Genomic DNA, 25327 nt, shown 5'->3' with positions numbered 1-25327 from the left:
GGGTACGTGGAATGAATTTTCAAGCCTCACCTGCTCTTATTCCTGGACGATTCGTCGTACCCCGTATGGGGTACGTGGATTGGAATGCTCCCTCTCATGTTTAGGTTTCGATTTATTTACGTCGTACCCCGTATGGGGTACGTGGATTGAAATTTCCGCAAGAATAACGTTGTCTTGAGCCTGTTTACGTCGTACCCCGTATGGGGTACGTGGATTGAAATCCCACATGCTCAAGCAGTGCGGCGAACGCTCCAATGTCGTACCCCGTATGGGTACGTGGATTGAAATGCCTCATCGTCCTGATCGCCGAAGCGGTGAAACCGTCGTATCCCGTATGGGTACGTGACATAGTTGAAACCAGCTAAACTTTGTTAGCTAATCGAAAGCTTGGATGACATCGAATATGATTTTCTAATACTGCTTTTCACACAATCAAGCCCAACTGCCCACTCCAACCCCCTATAAATCACCACGAAAAAATCATCTGGAAGAACCAAGAAATTCATGGTACTATGTTTTCGTAAACGCTTACATAAATCCAGGTGAAAGAGGAGAGTCCATGAAGAAAACACGTCTTGGAAAGCTTCTGTCTTTGGCACTCGTAACATTTTTGTTGGCTTCAATGTTACCGGTAACCTCATTCGCAGCATCTGATGAAAAAGCGCTTCAAACGAACAGCAAAATGCAAAAGTACGTCGAGGCCATGCAGCCGGGCTGGAACCTGGGCAATACGCTGGATGCGGTCGGCGACGATGAAACCGCTTGGGGCAATCCGGTAGCGACCAAGGAACTCATTCAACAGGTAGCGAAGCAAGGGTTCAAGAGCATTCGCATTCCGATCACCTGGGGCCAGCACATGGAAGGGGATACGATCAATCCGCTGTTCCTCGACCGCATTGAGGAAGTGGTCAAGTGGTCGCTTGATTCCGGGCTGTACGTCATGATCAACGTCCATCACGATTCCTGGATGTGGATCAGCGGCATGGAAAAAAAACACGACGAAGTGCTCGCTCGCTACAACGCAATCTGGACGCAGGTGGCCGACCGCTTCAAGGATTACTCCGATAAGGTGTCCTTCGAAAGCATCAACGAGCCTCGCTTCACCGACGGCGGAATGCAGGACGAAGCCCTCATGTTCCAAATGGTGAAGGAGCTGAACCTGTCCTTCCACAAAATTGTTCGCGAATCCGGCGGCAAGAACGATACCCGCCCGCTCGTGATTCCGTCGCTGGAGACGTCCCCGACTCAGGTCCGCATGGATGAGCTCTACAAAACCATGCAGGAGATGAAAGACACCAATCTGATCGCGACTGTGCATTTTTACGGGTTCTGGCCGTTCAGCGTGAACGTAGCCGGCTACACCACCTTTGAGAAGGATACGAAGAACGACATTACCACCACGTTCGACAACGTGTACAACACCTTTGTGGCCAAAGGCATTCCGGTCATCGTCGGAGAAGTCGGGCTACTCGGCTTCGACCGCCACACGGGCGTCATTGAGCAAGGTGAAAAGCTCAAATTCTTCGAGTACCTCATGTCCTACATGAAAGAAAAGAAAGTGACCTGGATGCTATGGGACAACGGGCAGCATTTCAACCGCAAAACCTATCAATGGTCCGATACCGAGCTATCCAGCTTGTTGCTCGCCAGCGTGAAGACTCGTTCCTCCAATGCCGAAAGCGACCGCATCCAATGGGAAAAGGGCACGGCTCTGACGGATGCCAAGGTGAAGCTGAACCTGAACGGCAACAAGCTGACCTCCCTCTCCGTGGACGGCAAAAAGCTGAAGGAGAAGACGGACTATACCTTGACCGGAGAAGACCTCACGATCAAGGCGGCAACGCTTAAGAAGCTGATGGCATCAGGCAAGCTAGGCGTCAACGCGACCATCAAAGCTACGTTCAACAAAGGCGTGGACTGGAACTTCTACGTGATCGCCTACCAAACACCGAAGCTCAGCAACGTGACGGGCGAGACGTCCTCGTTCCGTATTCCGACAGCCTTTAACGGCGACCAGCTCGCCACGATGGAAGCGGTATATGAAGCAGGCGGTAACGCAGGTCCGCACAACTGGACGTCCTTCAAGGAATTCGACGTCACGTTCCTGCCGTTGTATGACAAGAATGAAATCAGCCTGACCTCTACCTTCTTCAACGAAGTGAACGATGGCAAGGTTACATTGAAGTTCCATTTCTGGAGCGGCAAGGTGGTTACCTACACGATCGAAAAGAAAGGCACGACCGTAACCGGAACGGCCAGCAAGTAAGGTAAGCCAGGTACGCTAAGAAGAAGGCCGATTGAAATCCAAAGGAACTGATCAATAGAGGAAGAAAAATCAAAACACCTTTAAGATAAGGCGTCCTGTCGTAAGATGTGGATGACAATCTTGGAGGTGTTTTTGCAATGGGAACAAGGGTGAACTATCCGGTAGTCGCCCTGGAGGAGTTCCAGACGCTGGAGCAGGTGAACGTGTTCGTCACTTCATGTTTGAACGGGACCTTGCAAAAAAGGATTCAAAGTCCTATTTCTCGTCATAGCTGAAACACGGGATGTAGTCATTGCGTCAGTAATGTATCCTTAAACAAGAGGAGGTTATGATGTGTTAAAAAAAGCACTTATTATTTTATCTGTTTTAGGCCTTGCTATTATTGTGACGAGTTTTAAGCTGTTTTCGTCAGAAAAAGAACGGAACGAAATTTTATTGACAGAACTATTACAAACGGACTTCAAAAATGTTTCTGCAATTGATGTGACTTTTGCTGATGGAAATGTAGTAAGGTTTCATGAAAATGATACTAAAAAAATTATAGACATGCTTAGAAGGCTGAAAATCAAAAAAATGCCTTCATACACTCCAAGTGTAGGCATGATGTACTTTTTGACCATAAAAAATAGTGATTTTAGCCAAGTTGTGTATCCTAGTAATTTGCAATTTGGTTCTGATGGATATGATGCAAACAACGATACAGTGACTCTTGATAATGAAATCGTTAGCATCGGTAAGAAATCGATTCCTAATCTTTTGCAATGAACCAGGCAGAAAACGATTGATCATTTAAATAGCCATTCAACCGCTTGCACGATGATCCTTGCATTCCTATACGCTTTCAAAATCCAGGATCAATAAAAACATTTGCCAGCTCACGCCCTGCAACCGTTTGCTCGACTCGTGCATGGGTTCGGTTTTGAGTACAATAAGAGCAATCCGCATGGGATGAACCGAACCGATGAAAGGATGGACGCCTATGGAACGCTTGCTCATCAAGGGGGCGCAGCTTGTCACAATGAACGCCCAAGAAGAAATTCTCGATGCGGACATTCGCGTCCAGGACGGCCGCATCGTGGAGATCGGCCCGAATCTTCTGCCGGACCCTTCCGAAAAGGTCATTGACGCCGCGGGGCGCACGATCATTCCCGGCTTTGTTCAGACCCATATCCACCTGTGCCAGACCCTGTTCCGCGGCAAAGGGGATGATCTTGAACTGCTGGACTGGCTGCGCAAGCGCATCTGGCCGCTCGAAGCAGCCCATGATGAGGAGTCGATCTATTACTCGGCCATGCTTGGGCTGGGGGAGCTGATTCGCAGCGGCACGACAACCATCGTCGATATGGAGACGGTGCGGCATACGGACGCAGCCTTTCGCGCAATGGCCGAGAGCGGGATTCGCGCCCTCTCCGGCAAAGTGATGATGGACGAGAAGGGGGAGGAAATCCCTCCCGTGCTTCAGGAAGACACGGGGCAATCCCTGCAGGAAAGCGTGGACCTGCTGGAAAAATGGAACGGCCATGACGGGGGCCGTCTTCGCTACGCTTTTTGCCCGCGATTCGTCGTCTCCTGTACCGAGCCGCTTCTCACCGAGGTGCGCGACCTGTCCGCCAAGTACAACGTGATGGTGCATACTCATGCCTCGGAAAATCCGGGAGAGATCGAGATCGTGCAGGCGCGCACCGGCTATCGGAACATTGTTTACCTCGATCGGATCGGCCTCGCCAACGAGCGGCTCATCCTGGCCCATTGCATCTGGCTGGATGATGAGGAAAAGCGCATCCTGCGTGAACGCGGCGTTCACGTCAGCCACTGTCCCTCGTCTAACCTGAAGCTTGCTTCCGGGATAGCGGATACGCCGGGACTCCTGCACAGCCACGTCTCGGTCAGCCTTGGAGCAGATGGAGCTCCCTGCAACAACAACCTCGACATGTTCAACGAGATGAGGCTCGCCGCACTGATCCAAAAGCCGGCGCACGGCCCGACAGCAATGGATGCCAAGACGGTGTTCCGCATGGCGACAATCGGCGGGGCCCGTGCCGTGGGCATGGCGAAGGAGATCGGAAGCCTGGAGGTCGGCAAGCGGGCAGACCTGGCCATTCTGAATTTGAATGACTTCCATACGTTTCCGTCCTATGATGTCGATCCAATCTCGCGTATCGTCTATTCGGCCACTCGAGCGGATGTGGAGACGACGATCATCGATGGCCGGATCGTCATGGAGAACGGCATCCTGCGCACGATTGACAAAGCGGTTGTGCTGAAGGAATCCGACCGCTCGATCAAGCGGCTGCTCAGCCGAACGTCCCTTGCGTGAGCGGGGGGACGAGGAGATTTGACCGGGAGCGCCTCCGAGGCTCGTCAGCCTTTCCTTTTGCTTCCGAAACCGTGTATGATGGAACTGGAATCCTCATACTACCGAAAGGGCAGGTGAGCAACATGGGATGGATGGATAAGCTCCGCGAAGGAGCAAACAAAGCGTCCGAAGTCGCGAAGGAAACCCTGGAGACGACGAGACTCCATGCCGCAGCCGCCAGCAAGCGGCGCGATATTGAAAAGCTGTATGCCAAGCTCGGCAGAGCCGTCTTCGACGCGTATGATCGGGATGAGCTTTCAAGTGCCGCGGAAGTCATTCGAGACTCCAGCGACGGCATTCGCGCAGAGAAAGCGGAGCTCGCCAAAATCGAGCAGCAGCTTCAGGATGTGAAGACGAAAGACAGCCGAGTGCAATAAGGGGCAAGCGCCACGACAGCAGAATGAACTCGGTGATACAAGCAAGCTGACAACGGCTCTTCGTTGTCGGCTTGTTTTTTTGTAATGAAGTTCACAGGAGAATCGTTCATTCCCTTATGAAAAAGAAAGACGGTTTGAGTTTTTTGGGACGCTTGCGGCAACAATAATGGGCGATTCGATTGAAAAGTGGGCGTGGACGCAACAGAGTAGTGCCAAAAATGGAAAATAATAAATGTGAGAAAAGTCACATAAACACCTTGATTAATCTTGTGAAGACCGTTACAATCGAGATAGAACATGTGATATAAATCACGTGAAAATGAAAACAAGAGGATTGAAGGAGGAACCATCATGAAAGTAGCAGTCATTGGTTGTACCCATGCCGGTACGGCGGCGATTGTCAACATCGCACAGCTTTACCCGGATGCTGAGATTACGGTGTACGAACGAAATGATAATATCTCCTTTCTTTCTTGCGGAATCGCCCTTTATGTAGCGGGAGTCGTTCAGGATCCTCAAGGGCTCTTTTATTCTTCGCCTGAGAAGCTGGCGGAATTGGGTGTCAAGACGAAGATGCTCCATGAAGTCACCCAGGTGGACACCGAACGCAAAACCCTTCGTGCCCGCGACCTGCAGACAGGTCGGGAGTTTGACGATTCCTATGATAAATTGATTATGACGACCGGCTCGTGGCCGATTATCCCGGATCTTGAGGGCATGGGCTTGGACGGCATCCTGCTGTCAAAGAACTTCAACCATTCCAATGCGATCATCGAACGAGCGAAACAGGTGAACCGAATCACCGTAGTCGGGGCAGGTTATATCGGGGTTGAATTGGTGGAAGCCTTCGAAATGAACGGCAAGCAGGTAACGCTGATTGACGGAGAGGATCGCATCCTGAGCAAATACCTGGATGAGGAGTTTACCACTCCGATTCAGAAGTCCTTGGAAGAACGCGGAATTACCCTGGCTTTGGGCGAGAAGGTAAGCTCTTTTGCCGGAGAGAATGGAAAGGTAACAAAGGTGATCACGAACAAAGGCGAGCATGAGACCGATTTGGTCATTCTGTGCATCGGGTTCCGCCCGAATACGGAGTTGCTGAAGGGGCAAGTGGATATGCTGCCGGGCGGGGCCATCCTCGTCAACGACTACATGCAGACCAGCCAGCCGGATGTGTATGCGGCCGGGGACAGCTGTGCCATTCATTACAACCCGACCGGCAAGCACGCCTACATTCCGCTCGCCACCAATGCCGTTCGTATGGGAACCCTCGTGGCACGCAATCTGGTAGCGCCGACGATCCCTTATATGGGAACGCAGGGGACATCGGGAATCAAAATTTACGACATGAACATTGCCGGAACCGGCTTGACGGAAGAGGCAGCCAAAGCAGAAGGAATGGACGTCGACAACGTGCTGATCACGGATAACTACCGGCCGGAGTTCATGCCTTCCTTTGAGCAGGTGCAACTGAAAGTGGTATTTGACCGGGCAACCCGCCGAATTCTCGGAGCCCAGATTCTATCCAAGATGGACCTGACGCAGTCGATTAACACTCTGTCGGTATGCATTCAAAATCGAATGACCATCGACCAGCTCGCGTTCATCGACTTCTTCTTCCAGCCTCATTACAACAAGCCGTGGAACTTCCTGAATACCGCAGGACTTCAAGCCTTGCCGAAGGAAGTCGCCCGCAAAGAAGCGGTAACGGTCTAACTACTCCAAGACTTTAAGATCCTCTCATCAATGACGAAATGGGAGCAACTTTAACCGGTACTGCGTAGCAGTGCCGGTTTTTTTTATAGGCTGTACGTCCGGGAAGGATGCGGTCAAGAACGATGAAACCAGCTTTTGCAGTCCAGTTGCAATTCGCGCGAGGTAAGTTGGATCACGAGTTCCTCTACAGCAGATGCAGTGGCGAAGATACACACAAGCGGAACCCAGGGAGAAGGGGGCGCAAGGAGAAGGAAAAAGGGGGTGAGAAAGACGAGTACCCCGGTTGCTTTGTTGCCCCACGTATGAATGGATGCGAACGTTCGGTATTTTCGGAATGCAATAAAAAGGGAGAACCCTCGAAGGAGAGCGATGCCGAGTATCCAAAGCAAAAGGAGTGGATCAAGAGCAAGCAGCGAGTACAGCGTAAAGACCAGCACCATGACTAGCAGAAGATCCGCCGCGGAATCCAGCTTGGCTCCAAGCGGACTCGCGGTCCCCGCTCTTCGAGCGATCCATCCGTCCAGGATGTCCGTGAGCCCGCCCATCCCATAGACCACCAAGAAGGTCGTACCAAGCGGTTCAACAAAAAACAACAGCAGAGCCAAGACGATTCGAATGCCAGAGAGCAGGTTGGGGAGATTCTTATGCTTCATGCGTGAACGCCGCCTTTTCAACAAACCCGTATGCATTCCATTATACCTGATGAAAGTGGGGGGAATGGCCTCTTATTTCAGACCATACTTGTCAAAAAGCTCGCTCTTTAGTGAAGCGTGAATGGAATCTGAGCCTTCATTAGAGGGTTTTGATGCGTCAGGGAGTGAATTCAGCTCAAATTTTCCGTTATTCAAATTGCACAAGCCGTATGATCCGGGCCTAACCATTTTGATAAACATCAAATACTCTTTGCCCGCTTCCATCTCTACGTAATCATTTATCATGATGATTTGCATTTCCCCAAGCGCATTCCGATCGCGCATAATCGGTTCAGTAATCGTCATCTCGGATGATTCCTCCAAGTTTAGATCCGTAGTGTTTTTTAGGATTTTAGATAGCTTGATCCTTGTATTCGTATGGAAGCTCATCATTTCGCCGTCTGAATACGTTTGGGTGGAGGGTTCCCGATCTTCGAAAGCATCCAGAGGGCTTGCGATGGCGATGAGGTCCGAATCGTCAATCAGATCACCACTCTCTCTATACAAGATGATGGAGGCTTGAATGCTTATTCTTTTTATAGGCGTAGGGTGTTTCAACTGGTACACATAAAAAAGAGTGCCGATCACCAACCCGAGGATGGCTAACAGGAGAAGAATAATTGGTTTCTTTCTGTACATCATCGTACGTCCCCCTAATCTAGAGATTTGGTAGAAAAGTCAGACTTACTGGGATGTAGGGATAACATACAGAAAGATCCTTATCTTGTAAATAAAAGATCCATGTTGCGAAAAGAAGGAGGGGATGTACGATCGAAAAAAAGCCGCAGAATCACGTTCCATCCCAAGAGGGATCGACAAGTGATCCTGCGGCTTCCTGCAGCGGCTTTCTATTTTGTTAGCACCATTCTTCCGCTCTGCTTTACCCGCAGGAGCAGTTCAAGACCGGCTTCCGCGCGGCGAGCGCTTCGTCCAGGCGACGGACTGCTGTTGTGTATGGAGCGTTGTGGAGAAGGTCGGGATCGGTCTCGGCTTCCTTTGCGATGCGGATCATCGTGTCGATGAAGCCGTCGAGCGTTTCCTTGCTCTCCGTCTCGGTCGGCTCGATCATGATGCATTCCTCGACGTTGAGCGGGAAGTAGATCGTCGGCGGGTGGTAGCCAAAATCGAGCAAGCGCTTGGCAACGTCGAGGGTGCGGACGCCGTAGGCGGCAAGCTTTTTGCCGGAGAGGACGAATTCGTGCTTGCAGATCGTATCATACGGCGCTTCGTAGTAGGCGGACAGCCGCTTGCGCATGTAGTTGGCGTTCAGCACAGCGCACTCGGAGACGCGGCGCAGGCCGTCCGGACCGTAGCTGCGAATATACGTGTAGGCGCGGACGAGAATGCCGAAATTGCCATAGTAGGCTTTGACACGACCGATGGAATCGGGACGCTCCGCGTCGAGCGAATAGGTACCGGCTTCACTCTTCACGACGAGCGGGCTTGGCAGGAAAGGAATGAGCTTCGCCTTCACGCCAACTGGACCGGAGCCGGGACCGCCGCCGCCGTGCGGAGTGCTCATCGTCTTGTGCAGATTCAAATGGACAACGTCAAAGCCCATGTCGCCGGGACGGGTGATGCCCATGATGGCGTTGGAGTTGGCCCCGTCGTAATAGACAAGCCCGCCTGCCTCGTGGACGATGTCGGCAATTGCCCGAATGTCGCGCTCGAACAAGCCGAGCGTGTTCGGGTTGGTGAGCATGAGGGCGGCAGTGTCCGACCCGACGGCTGCGCGAAGGGCGTTCAAGTCGACCAGGCCGTCCGGTGTGGACTTGATCGTCACGGTCTCAAACCCGGCGGCGGTTGCACTCGCGGGGTTGGTGCCGTGGGAAGAGTCCGGCACGATAACCTTGGTGCGTTTCTCTCCGTTCTTCTCATGGTAAGCACGGATCATCATGAGTCCGGTCCATTCTCCATGCGCGCCGGCGGCAGGCTGCAGGGTCACTTGATCCATGCCGGTGATGGCGGCGAGGTCCTCCTGCAGCGTGTACAACAGCTCAAGAGCGCCCTGGATCGAGGATTCCGGCTGGTACGGATGTATCTTCGCGAAGCCGGGGAAACGGGCGGTGTCTTCGTTGATCTTCGGGTTGTATTTCATCGTACAGGAGCCGAGCGGGTAGAACCCGTTGTCGATCCCGAAATTGCGTCGGGACAAGGCGGTGTAGTGACGAATGACATCGACTTCGTACACCTCGGGAAGCTCAGCGGCCTTTTTGCGGAGAAGGGCATCGGGAACCAGCTCCGAAACCTCAACTTCCGGTACGTCGCAGGCAGGCAGCGAGTAAGCGATGCGGCCGGGACGGCTCAGTTCGAAGATGAGCGCTTGATCATGTTCTCCAGCAGGGGGCGAAGCGACCTGGTTGGCAGTGTTCGTTTCCGGTGCTGCCGGGTTTCCAGAACCGGCTGGTGCGCCCGAATCGGCGGCGTTTAGGTGGTCGTAGCGAAATCTCATCCCAGAATCCCCTCCAGTTCTTTGGCAAACTGATCAATCTCGTTCTTCGTGCGACGCTCGGTTACGGCGACAAGCAGGTGACCGGCGAACTCGGGGTAATCCCGCCCGAGGTCATAGCCGCCGATAAAGCCAGCCGTGAGCAACTGTTCGTTCACTTCGGCTAGCGTTGAGTCCTTCGCTACCTTCAGGACAAATTCGTTGAAGAAGGGGGAGGGCAGGGCCAACTCCACGCCCGGCAGAGCGGCGAGTGTCTTGGCGGCGTAATGGGCCTTTTGCACATTCAGATGGGCGGCTTCCTTCAAGCCTTCCTTGCCCATCACGGAGAGGTAGACCGATGCGCAGAGCGCGAGCAGCGCCTGGTTCGAGCAGATGTTCGAGGTCGCCTTCTCCCGGCGAATGTGCTGCTCGCGGGTTTGCAGCGTCAGCACGAAGCCGCGCTTGCCTTCGCGGTCGACCGTCTGGCCGACGATTCGGCCGGGCATCTTGCGCTTCAAGGCGTCCGTGACGGCGAAGAAGCCGCAGGTGGGGCCGCCGAGCGACTCGGAGATGCCGAGCGGCTGCGCATCGCCGACGCAGATGTCGGCGCCGAGCCGGCCCGGCGGCTCGAGAAGCCCCATCGCGAGCGGATTCGCGCTCACGATGAACAGCGCGCCTGCGCCGTGTGCGATCGGCTCCACCGCCGCGAGGTCCTCAATGGCGCCGAAGAAATTCGGCGACTGGAGGAGGACCGCTGCGGTATCGCCGTCGACGGCCGCCGCCAGCGCGGCATGATCTGTGACCCCGCCCGCCAGGCCCACCTCGACCACGTCGAGGTTCAAGCCATGGGCGGTGGTCTTGAGGATCTGCCGGGCCTCGGGATGGACGGCCCGGGAGACGACGAGCTTGCGGCGGCGGGTATGGGCCGCCGCAAGGGCACCCGCTTCGCCGAGCGCGGTCGCGCCGTCGTACATGCTCGCGTTGGCGGCGGCCATGCCGGTCAGCTCGCAGATGTACGATTGAAATTCAAAGATTGCCTGCAGCTCGCCTTGGCTGATCTCCGGCTGATAGGGGGTATAGGCGGTGTAGAATTCGGAGCGGGAGATGACATGGTTGATGACGACCGGAACATGATGGTCGTAGATCCCGGCACCCAGGAAGCTGACGTAACGATCCGAATCAGCGTTTTTGCCGGCGAGTGCGCGCATGTGCTTGAGCAGCTCATACTCGTCAAGCGCTTCGGATACGTTCAGCCGCCCCTTGAAGCGGACGTCCTCCGGGATATCGGCGAACAGGTCCTCGACGGTGTCGACCCCGATCTCCTGCAGCATGGCTTGTTCGTCTTGCTCGGTAATGGGCAGGTAGCGATGCTTCATTTCGCCGTCTCCTTTCGGTTGCGTTTATAGAATGGCGCGGTGATGACGACGGCCTTCAGCCGTTTGCCGCGAATTTCGATTTCGATCTCGGTGCCAAGTTCGGCATGCTCCGCTTTCACCAACGCGAGGCCGAGGTCCCGCTTCAGGCTGGGCGAGCGGGTGCCGGTGGTGACTTCTCCGATCCGCTCCCCGTTCGCATAGAGGGGGTAGTGCGAGCGCGGAATGCCTCGGTCGAGCATTTCGATGCCGACCAGCTTGCGCGGCACGCCTTGTTCCTTCTGGCGCAGAAGCGCCTCGCGGCCGATGAAGTCGCCCTTGTCGAGCTTCACCCAGCGAGCGAGTCCGGCTTCCAGCGGGCTGATCGTGTCGGACAGCTCCTGTCCGTAGAGCGACAGTCCCGCCTCAAACCGCAGTGTGTCCCGCGCTCCAAGTCCAATTGGGACAAGGCCCTCGGGTTCTCCCGCTTCTAGGAGGCGGGTCCAGAGCGCACCTGCTTGCTCGGCTGGCGCGTACAGCTCGAAGCCGTCTTCTCCGGTATACCCGGTACGGGAGAGCAAGAGCTTCACGCCTGCGATCTCCGTCTCCGCGAGGAAGGTGAACGGCTTCAGCGCGCTCATCTGCTCCGGCGAAGCGGCGAGCTTGGTTAGGATCGCTCCGGCCTGCGGACCTTGCAGCGCGATGAGCGCCGTCTCGTCGCTCTGATCGTCCAGGGTGACGTCGCCTTCGAGGTGGCGGGCCAGCCACTCCAGGTCCTTTTCCCGATTGGCGGCATTTAGCACAAGGAGGAACCGTTCGGCATTCAGCCGGTAGACGAGCAGGTCGTCGACGGTCCCTCCATCGGGGTAGCACATGAGGCTGTATTGGGCGGTTCCATCCGCAAGCCGGGTGACATCGTTCACGGTGAGCTTTTGCAGATAGGCCTCTGCATCACGGCCGCTCACAAAAACCTCTCCCATATGGGAAACGTCGAACAGGCCCGCGCGCAGGCGGACGGCATCATGCTCGGCTTGAATGCCGGAAAACTGCACAGGAAGCTCCCAACCGCCAAAATCAATGCAGCGGGCGCCTTCATGCGCGGAGTAAAGCGGGAACAACGGGGTTCGTTTCAAGTCGGACATCTCCTCACCTCACGGTTCGCGTAGTCGATACTTAAGATGGCGCCCATCGGCCGCCCCGATGCGTCCGCATCAAAAAAGGACAGCCGAAAAAGCCCGCAGCTTCGCCATCGAAGCCTGTGCTTTTCCTCTGTCCTTTGTACCTGAGAGTTACCTTGCGAATGGCTTGGATGCAAGTTTCCCCTTGGGTGACCCGAAGCGTGTCTTCCAACCCGCGAATCCGCCGTAAAGCGTATGGGTGAAGCACGCCCTTAGGCGGGTGCTCTCCAGAGACGCGTCCGGCAATGGTCCTTTTGCCTGAGAGATTCCCCAGAATGGGTTACTCCTTCGGCGTTACCGGTTCCCCGGTAATCTCTCCCATTGCGTTCATCCGCATATGCGGTTCACCAATTATGATAATGATTATAATTCATTAATAAGCGAAAAGAGCGTCAGTGTCAAGATAACTCACACAAACATTTTTTAGGTGGGGGACCCCCATTGACATTCGCCTAACCGATCCGGTACTTTAAATACGTATGCGGCAACCGCCGCTGGAGGTTCCCGCCTTTTTCCAATCGGATGGTCTGCGGTTCGGACCGTGCTTTTGTACGGCATTGTGCACCATCCGCTCCCCGGAAGAAGAGCACTTTGAAGCGAGGGTCATAGCCATGAGCGAAATCAAAGCGGACTTGCTTTACAGCGAAGAGCATGAATGGGCGGCAAAAGGGGCATCCCGCACCGTGCGGATCGGCATCACGGATTTTGCCCAAAGCCGGCTCGGCGATATTGTTTTTGTGGAACTGCCTGAACTTGGCGCAAGCGTAGCGGCCGGCGACAGCCTCGGCACCATCGAGTCCGTCAAAACCGTCTCCGACCTATATTCCCCGGTCAGCGGAACCGTCACGAAGGTAAACGAAACGCTGGTGGATCAGCCCGAGCTCGTCAACACCGCTCCCTACGGAGAAGGGTGGATCGTCGAGCTGGAGGTGGACGGAGAACTGGAGGAAGCGCTCGCGAAGCTGCTGACCCCCGAAAGCTACGAGGCGCTCGTCGCCGAGTAAGCGTAATCAAGTACCGCCAAGCGTGACCAAGTATAGTCAAGCGTAATTAAGTGAGGCCTGTTCCTCAAGCTAACCAAGCATAACGAAACATTCCAAGCGTGACCAAGTACGCTAAACGTAACCAAGTGGAACCTGAATGAGCATGGCCTTTCCGGCACCGACCCCAAGACCGATCTGAAACAACCGGCGGGGTGGGTGCTTTTTGGCGTGGAGCGGGAATTTGCGGTGAAAATCACGTCCGTTCCGCCGCTTTCTTACAAAATAACGTTCTGAGATATCCTTATTTCACGAAAATGGTGTGCTTCTGGTGAAATAGTGATCCGGCGAATTGTTAATTCACGAAAAACACATCAATTCGGCGCTCCTTTACAAAATAACGATCTGTGAGATCCTTATTTTGCGAAAATGGTGCGCTTCCGACCAAATAGTGATCCGGGAGATCGTTATTTTGACTTTTATCCTAGTGGTCCATTGAAAAAATCAGGTATGCTTGAGCAGAGAGACCACTCGTTCGATTCTACATAGCAGCCTCTTTTCTCAGCATTTTCTAATCTTGAGCTAAGGAAACTCTTATGCGTGATAAGTATGATAAAGATGAAGGCAAACCGGGTTACAGGATTATATTGATTAAAGGATGGCAGCACCACAGAATAGCAGGAAGACGAGCGGTTAGGGGAACAACCGATCTCCGAGTCGGACAGACGGCCTCGGTTCGGACTGCCGTCTTTTTGCCGCAGCTGGCGGGCATGGAGGAGAGCCATGGATCGAATTCTGATTATTGAAGATGAAAAGCCCCTTGCGAGGCTTCTGGAGCTGGAGCTTGGTCATGCAGGCTACGAGACGGAAACAGCTTACGAGGGGAGGACCGGGCTGGAGATGGCGCTGGCGGGCGGGCATGCCTGCATTTTGCTCGATCTGATGCTTCCGGGTCTGAACGGCATGGAGATTTGTCGCCGTGTGCGAGCTGTTCATGCCACCCCCATTGTGATGCTGACCGCGAGAAACAGCCTGTTTGACAAGGTGAACGGGCTTGACTGCGGCGCGGACGATTACGTGGCAAAGCCTTTTGACTTTGAGGAGCTGCTCGCTCGCTTGCGTGCAGTTCTTCGCCGATCGAGCGTTCCTTCTCAGGCGATGCACCGAGCGGGCGATCTCGTGTTGGACGCGGACAGTCGTTTGGTTAAGCGGGGTGGGCAAGAGGTCGACCTGTCCGCGCGGGAATTTGATCTGCTGCACGGGCTGCTCAAGCACAAAAACCGAACGCTAACCCGCGACAACCTCTTGAACCAAGTGTGGGGCGTTGATTTCGACGGAGGGACCAATGTGGTGGATGTGTACATTCGCTATCTGCGCGCGAAGATGGACGATGGGTTCGAGCCGAAGCTGATTCACACCGTTCGCGGGGTCGGCTATGTGCTTCGCGAGCCGGAAGGGGGGGCCTCTGCTCCTAACGCCTCAGCGTCAATGGCTTCCTCGCAGGCGACCTCCTCAATGGATGCTGCTCCAGCTACCGCCTCTTCCTCGGCCTTGTCGGCGAAGCTACAGACGTCTTCACCCTCCACCGTGTCTCCACCGGAGAATGGGGGAGCAGGGGCATGACGTTTACCCGAAAAACCGTACTGCTCATGACCGGTATCACCGCCATCATTTTGCTCGTTTCCCACCTGTTTGTCTTCGTAACCTACAGCCGTTGGACGGAAGCCAACCGAGTGCGCGTGCTGGACGCTCAGCTTGCCGAGCTGGAACAGCGCATCACCGATGTGACCTTCCTGCCCAAGCTGCTCCGCTATGGGAGCTTAACGCAACTGTTCAAGCCGGACCTCACCAGCTTGGAGTCCAATCTGCGGGAAGGCCAGTTGCTTCGACTGATCGACAAATCCGGCAAGGTATTGGCCTATACAGGCGATGAGGAGCAAGCGACAGCGCAAGAAACCAGCTCGACATCATCGGAAAAGGACACGGAATCAGGACGTACGATTCTGGGGAATGACGAGTTTGTCTATGCGCAAAAGGAAATAAATCTCGTCACGCTCGGCAAGGTGCGTTTGCAGCTTCTGGAGACCGTGACCGTGCAGGATGCGCTGGTTGACCAAATCGGCAAGCTGCTCCGGGTGAGTGCGGTGCTTGGCGTGGGACTGGCCGCGGCCGGAGGCTATGTCGCGGCGAGGAGGACTCTCCAGCCGGTAAAAAGCATGACGGAACGTGTCCGCGGCATGGATGGGGCGCGACTGGAGGACCGTCTGGTCCTTCCCGCTGCGAACGACGAGATCCGCGAGCTGGCGCTAACCTTCAACCGCTTGCTCGATCGGATCGACAGCGGGCTTGAGCTTCAGCGGCAGTTCGTTGCGGATGCTTCGCATGAGCTGAAGACACCGCTCGCCGCAATCGAAGGCCATTCCCAGCTTCTGCGTCGTTGGGGCAAAGAAAAGCCAGAGGTGCTGGATGAATCGCTCGGCTACATTCTTTCCGAGACGGAACGGATGAAGAGGCTGACGCAGCAGCTCTTGCTGCTTGCGGAGCTGGAAGAGCGAGGGGCTGGCTCTGCCAGCGCACTAAATACAGATGCAGCGGGTATTCTGCAGGAACTCGCTAAAGAAGGAGCTCGGCTTTACCCTGAGCTCGCTGTCAGCACCTCTGGAACCGATCTCCCCCTGCCGGTAACGGTTCCCGCCTTTGAGCTGGAGCATGCGATGCGCAATGTTCTTTTCAATGCGCTTGCTTATACGCCGGCGGGAGGAACGGTTTCGGTCGAGTTGGTGCAGAGGGGAGATGAGGTGTGCACGCTCATTCGGGATACCGGAATCGGCATTCCTGCCGAGGACCTGCCTCATGTGTTTGAACGGTTCTACCGTTCGGACAAATCACGAAGCCGCGAGCGCGGCGGCACCGGCCTCGGCCTCGCCATCGTGAAACGAATCGCGGACACGTACCGCGGCACGGTTTGGATAGAGAGCACACCGGGGATTGGAACCCGGGTAACCCTAACCTTTCCCGCTGCCAAAGAAGGAGGGATTGAGCGGCGGAAAGAAGCGGAGAGGGCCATCGGATAGAAGATGACAAAAGCGCCCTCAATGGTACCTTCAACGCCCCATTTCATACAAAAAAAGTCGCTTGCTCAGGGAGAGCCGCGGCTTCTTTTGCATGAGTTTCGTTCTCTATGAGAAGTGTCACTTCATCTATAGGATCTCGTGAATAACTTCACATAACCTCCACATCCCCCTGCTGCGAGGAGTGCTATACTTCTGGTCAAGAAAGAATGCAGCACGGGAAGCGGTCATTCCAAATTGAACGAAGAACGCCGAGGGGGAACGGACGGATGATTTTGTCGGTATGCGTGGGAAGCTCCTGTCACTTGCAAGGCTCTTATCGCATCATCCATGAGTTTCAGCAGTTGATTCAGGAGCATGGACTGGAGGATGAGATTACGCTGCAGGCGAATTTCTGCGCCGGACGCTGCCAGCATGCGGTAGCGGTGAAGCTGGGCGAGGATTCGTGCGTGGAGCTGGATATGACGGATGTGGACGGTTTTTTTAACGATCATGTGCTGGGGGCGCTTCGCCATGAGTAGCCCGGCCAGTCTCATTCGATCCTCCAAAGCCAATTGCAAAAACTGCTACCGCTGCATCCGCAATTGCCCCGTCAAGGCGATCCGATTCAAAGGGAGTCAAGCGGATGTGATGGAGACCTGTATCGCCTGCGGGCTCTGCATCCGGGAATGTCCCCAGAAGGCGATGCATGTGCCGAGCGACATGGAACGGGTTCGCGAGATGCTCGCGGCAGGAGATGTTGTGAAGGTGAGCCTGGCGCCCTCCCACGTCGCATACGAACAGAAGCCGGGGTCAATGAAACAGAAGCTGGAAGAGATCGGCTTCGCCGAAATCCGGGAGACGGCGGAGGCGGCTGAACTCGTATCCGTTTATTATGCCGCCCGCTATCAGGAAACGGGGCGGCTCCTGACGACCGCCTGTCCCGTTATCGTCGAGCTGATCGAGCGCCACTATCCGCAGCTCCTTCCTTGTCTGGCGGAGACCGATTCTCCCATGATCGCCCACGCCAAGCTGATCAAGGCGGTGAACCCGAGTGCCAAGGTCGTCTTTATCGGGCCCTGCTATGCCAAAATGAAGGAGGCCCGCATGAATCCTGGCTGGATCGATGCGGTGCTCACCTTCGATGAGGTCGCGGTCCTTGCGGGCTCGTGCCGAGAATCAAGTGGGGCTGTCGAAGCAGCGGCTGCCAGGGGAAATATGGCAATCGACGATGGCTTTCCCGATGAAGCGGCTGCGAGTGCAGCGAATCACGGCCAGCCGCGTGGAATGAAGCCGGAAGCTCAAGCCTCCACACAGGTCGCCCGTTTGTACCCGATGGACAACGGGGTGATCGAGACGACCTTCTTCGGCAGGGAGCTGCCGGAGCTCCATCGCGCCTTTTCAGGCCTGGCGGTGTGCCGCTCCGTCTTGTCCGAGCTTGATGCCGAGCACGGCTCGTTCTTCCTGGAGCTGAACGCCTGCAGCGGCGGCTGCATCAACGGACCGGTGTCCGGCGACGGCTGCGGCCTGCTGGAGAAGCAGCGGCGGATCCGCGAGCATCGCCGTAAACCGGCTTCTCGCCGTGCCTTGCCCCCGCTTCCTGAAGGGGCGCTCGCGCGCCGCTTCTACGACCGTACGCTGCAGAAGGCAGGGCATACGGAGGAAGCGCTGCGCGGCGTATTGGAGCAATTCGGCAAGCACACGCCGAGCGACGAGCTGAATTGCGGCGCTTGCGGCTATTCCTCCTGCCGGGAGAAGGCGGAGGCGGTGCTGGACGGCAAGGCGGAGCTCTACATGTGCATGCCGTACATGCAGGCGAAGGCGGAGTCGCTGTCGAGCGTGGTGATGGACAAGACGCCGAACGGCATCCTCGCGGTTAGCGAGGAGTTGATCATTCAGGAGGCGAACGAGGCGGCCTGTCGATTCTTTGATACGAGCGCGCAGGAGCTGGTGGATGTTCCGGTCGAGCTGTTTGTCGATCCCGCCGAAGTGCCGTTCACGCTGAACGAGAAGACGATGAACAAGGTATATTTTGCCGATCGGAGGAAGACGGCCATGGTCACGGTCACGTACCTCCCGGACTTCCGTTTCTACCTGCTTGTGCTGACGGATCTCACCGAGCGCGAGCTGGAGCAGGAGAAGCTGCAGCGGCTCCGGGAGGAGACCGTGGAGATGGCCCAAAAGGTCATCGACAACCAGATGCGGGTCTCCCAGGAGATCGCAAGTCTGCTCGGCGAGACGACGGCCGTCACCAAGGTCACGCTCACGAAGATGAAGCAGCTCATATCACGAGGATAGCGCAGAAGCGGGGGAGCCCATGGAGAACAGAAGGCTGTATGTCGAGGTCGGCCATTCCAGTCTGATCAAAAAAGGCGAGGAGCTGTGCGGGGACAAGGTCAACGTGGTGACCGGCGAGGATTCGACCATCGTCATTCTAGCGGATGGGTTGGGCAGCGGGGTGAAGGCAAACATTCTGGCCACGCTCACTTCGAAGATCGCGGGGGAGATGCTGAAGCACGGAGCGATGATCGAGGAAGTTGTGCAGACGATTGCTGAGACGCTTCCGGCCTGCAAGGTGAGAGGGGTGGCCTATTCCACCTTCACGATCCTGCAAGCCTTCCATGATGGAACGGTTTATCTGGTGGAGTACGACAACCCGCCGACGTTTCATTTTCGCAACGGCAAACTGTTTCCAGTGGAGCATACGGAGCGCATTATCAACGGGCGCAGGATCAAGGAAGCCCGCTTTCTCGCCGATACACGAGACGTGTTTCTCTTCGTCAGTGACGGAGTAATTCATGCCGGGGTAGGGGGTATCCTGAACCTGGGCTGGCAGTGGGACAACGTGGCCGAATCGCTCGGCAAGCTGATGAAGAGCAACCCCAGCGCGGAGGAAGCGGCCCATTCCCTCACCGAAACCTGCGAGCATCTGTACTGCATGGAGCCAGGGGACGATACGACCGCTGTCTGCGTCAAGTTCCGCCACCCTTCGCCGGTTTCGCTGTTGATCGGTCCTCCCGATGATTCCGAGCTCGATGATCGCGTGGTGCAGCGCTGGTTTGAATCTCCGGGAAAGAAGATCATCTGCGGCGGGACCTCTGCTAACATCGTCTCCCGCGTACTGGATCGCCCGCTTCAGGTGGAGCTCCCGGTACGGCTCGACCCCGACATCCCGCCAACCGCTCGCATGGAAGGGATCGATCTCGTCACGGAAGGAGTGCTGACGCTCCGTATGGCGCTGTTCAAGCTGAAGGAATATGCGGCAGAGGGGAGCATCCCCCGCGAAATCACGGGCAGTGATGGGGTATCCCGTCTCCTGCGACTCTTGAAGGAGGCGACGGAGATTCATTTTCATGTTGGAACGGCGATTAATCCGGCTCACCAGAACCCTAACTTTCCTGCTGATTTAAACATCAAGCTGCGCATCATCGACGAAATTGTGGTTGCCTTACGGAAGCTGGGGTATCCGACAGACCGGGTGCTTTATTAAAGGCTCAGGTGCGATAAACATCACAAGCGCAGCCTTGTCCAAATGGCAGGATGTGAATTCTGAACATCGAATCGCTTTCATCGGTGGAACTGGATGAGAACGGCAATCCTAGAGCCGCCTGGGTTTCTCTGGTTTGGGGAAAATCCTTGTGCGGCAAGGGCTACATTTTGTGTAATCGATTTCATGAGATTTTTTTCACTTAATTTTGCAAAACCTCTTGAAAAGCGGAAGAAGATGGGGTATAGTTAACTCATCGGAAGTCATTAAAGCATCGCGAGCAAGCGGGACGCAAAAAGTCCTACCGGGACTATAAATGCTCAGCGCTCGAGGATGAGAAGAACTCCGAAAGGCAACACCCCCTTTTATTTCGTTAGTTATGTGAATTTATTCACGTTACTTTTGTCACAAGTTTTGTCGCTCCTATGTTCGCTAGGCCCTGAATACCCTAGAGAAAAGCGAAAATTATGTAACGGAGGGATTTTCCATGGCAGTGGAAGAGAAGAAGCTTAAGAACGAAACGACGGTACAGGACGAAATCAACCGCCTGGTCGAAAACGCCAAGAAAGCACAAGAAGCCTTCATGGCAATGACCCAAGAACAAATCGACAAGATTGTTCAAGAAATGGCCCTCGCCGGACTCGACCAACACATGTACCTCGCCAAGCTGGCTGTTGAAGAAACCGGCCGCGGCGTTTATGAAGACAAGATCACAAAGAACATCTTCTCCACCGAATATGTTTACCACAGCATCAAGTACGATAAGACGGTAGGGGTTATCGAAGAAAACCCGTACGAAAACTACCAAAAGATCGCCGAACCGGTTGGCGTCGTGATGGGGATCACGCCGGTCACCAACCCGACCTCGACGACGATGTTCAAATCGCTCATCTCGATCAAGACCCGCAATCCGATCATCTTCGGTTTCCATCCGTCGGCTCAGCACTGCAGCTCGGAAGCCGCTCGCATTCTGCATGAAGCAGCTGTTAAGCATGGCGCACCGGAAAACTGTATCCAATGGATCGAAAAGCCGTCCATGGAAGCTACGAACGCTCTGATGAACCACCCGGGTGTAGCTCTCATCCTTGCAACCGGCGGCGCCGGCATGGTAAAAGCGGCTTACAGCTGCGGCAAACCGGCTCTCGGCGTAGGTCCTGGTAACGTTCCTTGCTTCATCGACAAGACCGCTTACCTTGAGCAAGCTGTCAATGACCTCATCCTTTCCAAGACGTTCGATAACGGCATGATCTGTGCATCGGAGCAATCGGTCATCATCGAAGAACCGGTATACGAACAAGTCAAGAAGCTCATGATCGCTCAAGGCTGCTACTTCCTGAACAAGGACGAAACGGCGAAGCTGACCGCTATGGCGCTCAAGCCGGAAACCTGCGCGGTTAACCCGGACATCGTCGGCCAACCGGCCACGAAGATCGCCGAAATGGCAGGCATTACGGCACCGGCCGGAACGAAGATCCTCGTTGCCGAAATCAGCGGAGTCGGAACCAAGTTCCCGCTGTCTGCTGAAAAGCTGAGCCCGATCCTCGCTGCTTACCGCGTCAAGAACGCTCAAGAAGGCATCGAACGCGCTGCACAAGTTGTTAGCTTCGGCGGCATGGGCCACTCCTCGGTCATCCACTCGAACGACGACGCCGTCATCCAAGCGTTCTCGGATCGCCTGCAAACGGGCCGGATCATCGTCAACTCGCCTTCGACCCAAGGCGCCATCGGCGACATCTACAACACGAACCTTCCTTCGCTGACGCTGGGCTGCGGTTCCTACGGACGCAACGCTACCTCGTCGAACGTAACGGCCGTCAACCTGATCAACGTGAAGCGCGTTGCTTTCCGCACGGTCAACATGCAATGGTTCAAGGTACCGTCCAAGGTTTACTTCGAAAAAGGCGCTACCCAATACCTCGCCAAAATGCCCGACATCAGCCGCGTCATGATCGTCACCGACCCTGTCATGGTGAAGCTCGGCTATGTAGAGAAGGTAGAACACTATCTGCGCAAACGCCAAACTCCGGTATTCATCGAAGTGTTCTCGGAAGTTGAACCTGATCCGTCGACCTCTACGGTTGACCGCGGCGTAGACATGATGAACCGATTCCAACCGGACTGCATCATCGCACTGGGCGGCGGTTCCCCAATGGACGCAGCGAAGGCCATGTGGCTGTTCTACGAATATCCGGATACCAGCTTCCATGCCCTGAAGCAAAAGTTTATGGACATCCGCAAGCGGATCTACAAATACCCACGCCTCGGCAAGAAGGCTCAATTCGTCGCCATCCCGACCACTTCGGGTACTGGTTCGGAAGTAACCTCCTTCGCGGTTATCACCGACAAGAACCAAGGCAACACGAAGTACCCGCTGGCTGACTACGAGCTCACGCCGGACGTAGCCATCGTCGATCCGGAATTCGTCTACTCGCTGCCGAAGGTTGCCGTAGCCGACACCGGTATGGACGTTCTGACCCACGCCATCGAAGCTTATGTTTCGGTCATGGCCAACGACTTCACCGACGGTCTGGCGCTCAAGGCCATCAAGCTGGTCTTCGACAACCTGGAAAAATCGTACATGACCGCCGACCCGGCTGCCCGCGAACACATGCACAATGCATCCTGCATCGCCGGCATGGCCTTCGCCAACTCGTTCCTCGGCATCAACCACAGCCTGGCACACAAATGGGGTGCTGAATTCCACACCTCGCACGGTCGCACCAATGCCATCCTGATGCCGTATGTCATCAAGTACAATGCTCAAAAACCGACGAAGTTCCAATCGTTCCCGAAATATACGCACTTCATCGCCGACGAGCGCTATGCTGAAATCTCCCGCTTCCTGGGCCTGCCGGCTCGCACGACGGAAGAAGGCGTGAACAGCCTGATCGAAGCCATCCGCAAGCTGAACAAGATTCTCGGCATCGAGGACTCGTTCCAACAAGTCGGAATCAATGCGAAGGAATTCGAAGCAAGAGCCGACTACCTGGCCGACCGCGCCTTCGAAGACCAATGCACCACGGCTAACCCGCGGATGCCGCTCGTTACCGAACTGGCTCAAATCTACCGTGACGCATTCTACGGTACCAAGTAAGCTGCCGAAACATCTTCTTCTCCCCCTGCCATCTCGATAGATAAGCCAACAGCAGGTCTCTGGTTCAACCGGAGGCCTGCTGTTTTTTGTTCGGGGTCTTTTAGGAGTAGGGGATGGAGAGCATGTTCCAATAGAAGAAAAAGGCGGTGGAGAGGAAACTGAGCAGAAGCATGAATCCGCTGATAGCCATGCGGCTGCGCCAATGCGAGGCGCCCTTTTTCCGTGATCGGAGAACCTGGATGGCTGGAAGAAGTGCCCAGATGGCAGCCAGAAAAGGAACAGACGAGAAGCCCCAAGCATACCAGGCGGGATAACCTTTCATGAACACGGAGGAATTTCCGTATAGCAGCTGTCCGGCAAGGAAGACGGTGAACACGCAAGAGATGCCTGCGGATGCTCCAAGCCGAAGCGGTTTCTTCCTTCGCATGAGACGAACCAAGAGGGAAATGACACCGAACAGGAAGAGCCCGACCCAGCTAAGGGCAATCGCTCCGTAAGCGATAAAGGCCGTGCGAGGATGATGCCACCAAGAAGGTTTCTCTGGAATGGTCACGCCTTGAGTAAAGGACATCGACCATCTGCCATTTTTCTCGTGGAAAGAGACGGTGTCTTCGCTTGCTTCATCTTGAAACAACCCTTCGCTAACGGGGAGAAAGAAGCGGTCTTCCGTTACCCCGGTTCCATCGGGGAATACCCCTCGGACGATCAGCTTCCCTTGGGCGCTCGAGATTTCATAATCCTTTACCCCGAGCCAACGAAACCATTTGCCCCATCCGTGCTGAGGACTGAGGCTCATGGTATACGTGCGCTCATAGGGCGAGAGAGAGTCGGCGGAAAGGTCACTACGCTGTACCAACGGGCCGCCTGTGGACTCGTCGGGTTGCAGCTGTTGGCTGTCAGTCGACTCGCGGGATTGCGCCGTCTGATTGTGAGATTCGGGAAGCAGGCTGGCGATTACATCGGTCACCTTTTGCTGGAGCGGGATTCCGGGAGAAGCCGCATTACTTACGACCAGAATGCCCAGCTTATGAGCGGGAATGAGCTCCATTCGAGCGGAGAAGCCGTCGACATCGCCATTGTGCCAGTAGGTGAGCAAACCGTTTTTCAAACGGGTGCGGAAGAGGCCGTACCCGACGCCCTCCAGGTCGGGATGCTCGGAGAAGTGCCTGGCTTGCATTTCTTTGACGGAATCGGCATTCAGGATGCGCTTGCCTTGGTACACCCCGTCGTTCAACAGAGCCATCATGAAATGAGACCATTCCGTCGGGATAAGGCTCAAGCCGCCAGCGCCGGGTAGATTGACATAGGAGTAGGGAAGACGGGTATAACGGTCATCCGCAAAGGCATACGAACGAGCCATCTCAGGCGACTCCGGCGCATTCAGGGCGGCACTCGGCATATCGAGCGGTTCGAATAGCTTTTTGGCGAAATAGTCGCCGAGCGGAGTACCGGTGACCTCTTCCAGAATAAAAGCGGCGAGCCCAAGCCCAGCGTTGCTGTAAGCATATTCGATGCCGGGAGAGCGGACGGGCGGTTGCTGGTTGAAATAGCGCTTGAGATACTTGCCCAGTGAAGTCGTCTTGGAGGGAGAGTCGGCGATTATTCCATACAAGGCTTCATCCAGTCCGGCCGTATGCGTCAACAAATGCTTCAAGGCGATCGGCTGCTGTGGATTGTCCGGAATCTGGAACGCCTTCAAGTAGGTGTTCACGTCCTGCTCCATCGAAACAAGCCCTTCTTCTTTCAATTGCAGGAGGGCCGAGGCGGTCAAGGACTTCGTCAGGGAGCCGACCGGAATGACGGTGCGTTCGGGGTCCATCGGGGTTTTGGTTTCAAGGTCTGCATAGCCGTATCCCTTTTTGAAAAGGATCTGGTCGCCCTGGGTCACCACAACCGCTGTTCCGGGAATATGCTCCTTGGTCATGGCTTTTTGGACAACGGCATCCACTGTCTCCTCCAAACGGGCGGGGGTAAGGCTTTCCTCCGCGGCAACCTTTCCGGGAAGGACTGGAATGAGGGCTGTGGTCAGAAGGAATCCCGTTAGGAAGAGGGGGATCCATGCTTTGCTGCGGTTCATTTTCATCATCTCCTGGTGTTGGGAGCTGCGAGGAAATGAGTAGCCGCTTTTGGTGACAAAAGCTCCACGGTTCTGGGAGTTTAGTCACCAATTTAGCGGCACTTGTTTCCTCGCAGTCTCTTAGTAAGTTTTTCTTGTGCTTTTCGAGTTACCTCATTCAGCATAACGGAGCATTCTTTCACCACCCTGTCTCGATTCTTAAATTTGTCTTAACGAAAGCGAGAAAGCTCGGCGGTCATGCTACACTTGTTCAAAAGGCTAGAATGCCAGTGCT

17 protein-coding genes, 1 pseudogene, 1 CRISPR repeat array and 2 riboswitches (1 of these 21 only partly in view) are annotated in these 25327 nt (G+C 55.2%); of the genes and pseudogenes, 12 read left to right on the top strand and 6 right to left on the bottom strand.

Annotated features, from left to right (window positions below):
• Positions 1 to 221: direct repeats of the CRISPR family, unit length 33 nt (it extends 758 nt beyond the left edge of the window).
• A 338-nt stretch (positions 222 to 559) separates the two neighbouring features.
• The 5 genes from AAFN83_RS16535 (at position 560) to AAFN83_RS16515 (ending at position 6715) form a co-directional block, all read left to right on the top strand.
• Complete coding sequence (locus AAFN83_RS16535; RefSeq protein WP_347771317.1) at positions 560 to 2266, top strand: cellulase family glycosylhydrolase; 1707 nt, start codon at positions 560 to 562, stop codon at positions 2264 to 2266.
• A 333-nt stretch (positions 2267 to 2599) separates the two neighbouring features.
• A complete protein-coding gene (locus AAFN83_RS16530; RefSeq protein ID WP_347771315.1) occupies positions 2600 to 3031 on the top strand; it encodes a hypothetical protein in 432 nt (143 codons plus the stop codon).
• 214 nt (positions 3032 to 3245) lie between these two features.
• Positions 3246 to 4583 carry a 5'-deoxyadenosine deaminase gene (locus AAFN83_RS16525; RefSeq protein WP_347771313.1) on the top strand — a complete coding sequence of 446 codons (1338 nt, stop codon included), beginning with the start codon at positions 3246 to 3248 and terminating at the stop codon, positions 4581 to 4583.
• 122 nt (positions 4584 to 4705) lie between these two features.
• Positions 4706 to 4999, top strand: coding sequence for a hypothetical protein (locus AAFN83_RS16520; RefSeq protein ID WP_347771311.1), 294 nt, complete (start codon positions 4706 to 4708; stop codon positions 4997 to 4999).
• A gap of 351 nt (positions 5000 to 5350) precedes the next feature.
• Positions 5351 to 6715, top strand: a complete 1365-nt coding sequence (locus AAFN83_RS16515; RefSeq protein WP_347771309.1) for an FAD-dependent oxidoreductase — start codon at positions 5351 to 5353, stop codon at positions 6713 to 6715.
• 113 nt (positions 6716 to 6828) lie between these two features.
• Here the strand turns inward: AAFN83_RS16515 and AAFN83_RS16510 are convergent, their stop codons facing one another.
• The 5 genes from AAFN83_RS16510 to gcvT all read right to left on the bottom strand — a co-directional run bounded on the left by AAFN83_RS16510 (position 6829) and on the right by gcvT (position 12329).
• Positions 6829 to 7368, bottom strand: a complete 540-nt coding sequence (locus AAFN83_RS16510; protein ID WP_347771307.1) for a CDP-alcohol phosphatidyltransferase family protein — start codon at positions 7366 to 7368, stop codon at positions 6829 to 6831.
• Positions 7369 to 7440: 72 nt separating this feature from the next.
• The gene (locus AAFN83_RS16505; protein WP_347771305.1) at positions 7441 to 8049 is read right to left on the bottom strand and encodes a hypothetical protein; all 609 of its coding nucleotides are present in this window, start codon (positions 8047 to 8049) and stop codon (positions 7441 to 7443) included.
• A 238-nt stretch (positions 8050 to 8287) separates the two neighbouring features.
• Positions 8288 to 9859, bottom strand: a complete 1572-nt coding sequence (gene gcvPB, locus AAFN83_RS16500; protein WP_347771303.1) for an aminomethyl-transferring glycine dehydrogenase subunit GcvPB — start codon at positions 9857 to 9859, stop codon at positions 8288 to 8290.
• On the bottom strand, positions 9856 to 11211 hold the full coding sequence (gene gcvPA / locus AAFN83_RS16495) for an aminomethyl-transferring glycine dehydrogenase subunit GcvPA (RefSeq protein ID WP_347771301.1): 1356 nt from the start codon (positions 11209 to 11211) through the stop codon (positions 9856 to 9858). The genes gcvPB and gcvPA overlap by 4 nt, the downstream gene beginning before the upstream one ends.
• On the bottom strand, positions 11208 to 12329 hold the full coding sequence (gene gcvT, locus AAFN83_RS16490; protein ID WP_347771299.1) for a glycine cleavage system aminomethyltransferase GcvT: 1122 nt from the start codon (positions 12327 to 12329) through the stop codon (positions 11208 to 11210). The genes gcvPA and gcvT overlap by 4 nt, the downstream gene beginning before the upstream one ends.
• 125 nt (positions 12330 to 12454) lie before the next feature.
• Positions 12455 to 12598: riboswitch (glycine riboswitch) on the bottom strand.
• 3 nt (positions 12599 to 12601) lie between these two features.
• Positions 12602 to 12696: riboswitch (glycine riboswitch) on the bottom strand.
• Between the two features lie 280 nt (positions 12697 to 12976).
• Here gcvT and gcvH point away from each other — a divergent pair.
• From gcvH to adhE, 7 genes and pseudogenes are all read left to right on the top strand, one after another.
• A complete protein-coding gene (gene gcvH / locus AAFN83_RS16485; RefSeq protein WP_347771297.1) occupies positions 12977 to 13369 on the top strand; it encodes a glycine cleavage system protein GcvH in 393 nt (130 codons plus the stop codon).
• A 759-nt stretch (positions 13370 to 14128) separates the two neighbouring features.
• Positions 14129 to 14791, top strand: a pseudogene (locus AAFN83_RS16480) (response regulator transcription factor); the annotation flags it as partial.
• A 173-nt stretch (positions 14792 to 14964) separates the two neighbouring features.
• Positions 14965 to 16419: a sensor histidine kinase gene (locus AAFN83_RS16475; protein ID WP_347771295.1), complete on the top strand. Its 1455-nt coding sequence runs from the start codon at positions 14965 to 14967 to the stop codon at positions 16417 to 16419.
• A 266-nt stretch (positions 16420 to 16685) separates the two neighbouring features.
• Positions 16686 to 16937 carry a (2Fe-2S) ferredoxin domain-containing protein gene (locus AAFN83_RS16470; protein ID WP_347771293.1) on the top strand — a complete coding sequence of 84 codons (252 nt, stop codon included), beginning with the start codon at positions 16686 to 16688 and terminating at the stop codon, positions 16935 to 16937.
• Positions 16930 to 18693 (top strand): [Fe-Fe] hydrogenase large subunit C-terminal domain-containing protein, encoded by a 1764-nt coding sequence (locus tag AAFN83_RS16465; RefSeq protein ID WP_347771291.1) that lies wholly within the window; start codon positions 16930 to 16932, stop codon positions 18691 to 18693. The genes AAFN83_RS16470 and AAFN83_RS16465 overlap by 8 nt, the downstream gene beginning before the upstream one ends.
• 19 nt (positions 18694 to 18712) lie before the next feature.
• On the top strand, positions 18713 to 19885 hold the full coding sequence (locus AAFN83_RS16460; RefSeq protein WP_347771289.1) for a SpoIIE family protein phosphatase: 1173 nt from the start codon (positions 18713 to 18715) through the stop codon (positions 19883 to 19885).
• A gap of 484 nt (positions 19886 to 20369) precedes the next feature.
• Entirely contained in the window at positions 20370 to 22976 is a 2607-nt protein-coding gene (gene adhE, locus AAFN83_RS16455) for a bifunctional acetaldehyde-CoA/alcohol dehydrogenase (protein WP_347771287.1), read from the top strand.
• A 100-nt stretch (positions 22977 to 23076) separates the two neighbouring features.
• Here the strand turns inward: adhE and AAFN83_RS16450 are convergent, their stop codons facing one another.
• Positions 23077 to 25053 (bottom strand): serine hydrolase domain-containing protein, encoded by a 1977-nt coding sequence (locus tag AAFN83_RS16450; RefSeq protein ID WP_347771285.1) that lies wholly within the window; start codon positions 25051 to 25053, stop codon positions 23077 to 23079.
• Between the last annotated feature and the right edge of the window lie 274 nt (positions 25054 to 25327).

Origin of the sequence: Gorillibacterium sp. CAU 1737 (genome assembly GCF_039888655.1) — a bacterium.
Taxonomy (GTDB): domain Bacteria; phylum Bacillota; class Bacilli; order Paenibacillales; family NBRC-103111; genus Gorillibacterium.
The sequence above is the reverse complement of the archived record's forward strand: the minus strand, read 5'-3'. Positions and strand labels throughout refer to the sequence as shown.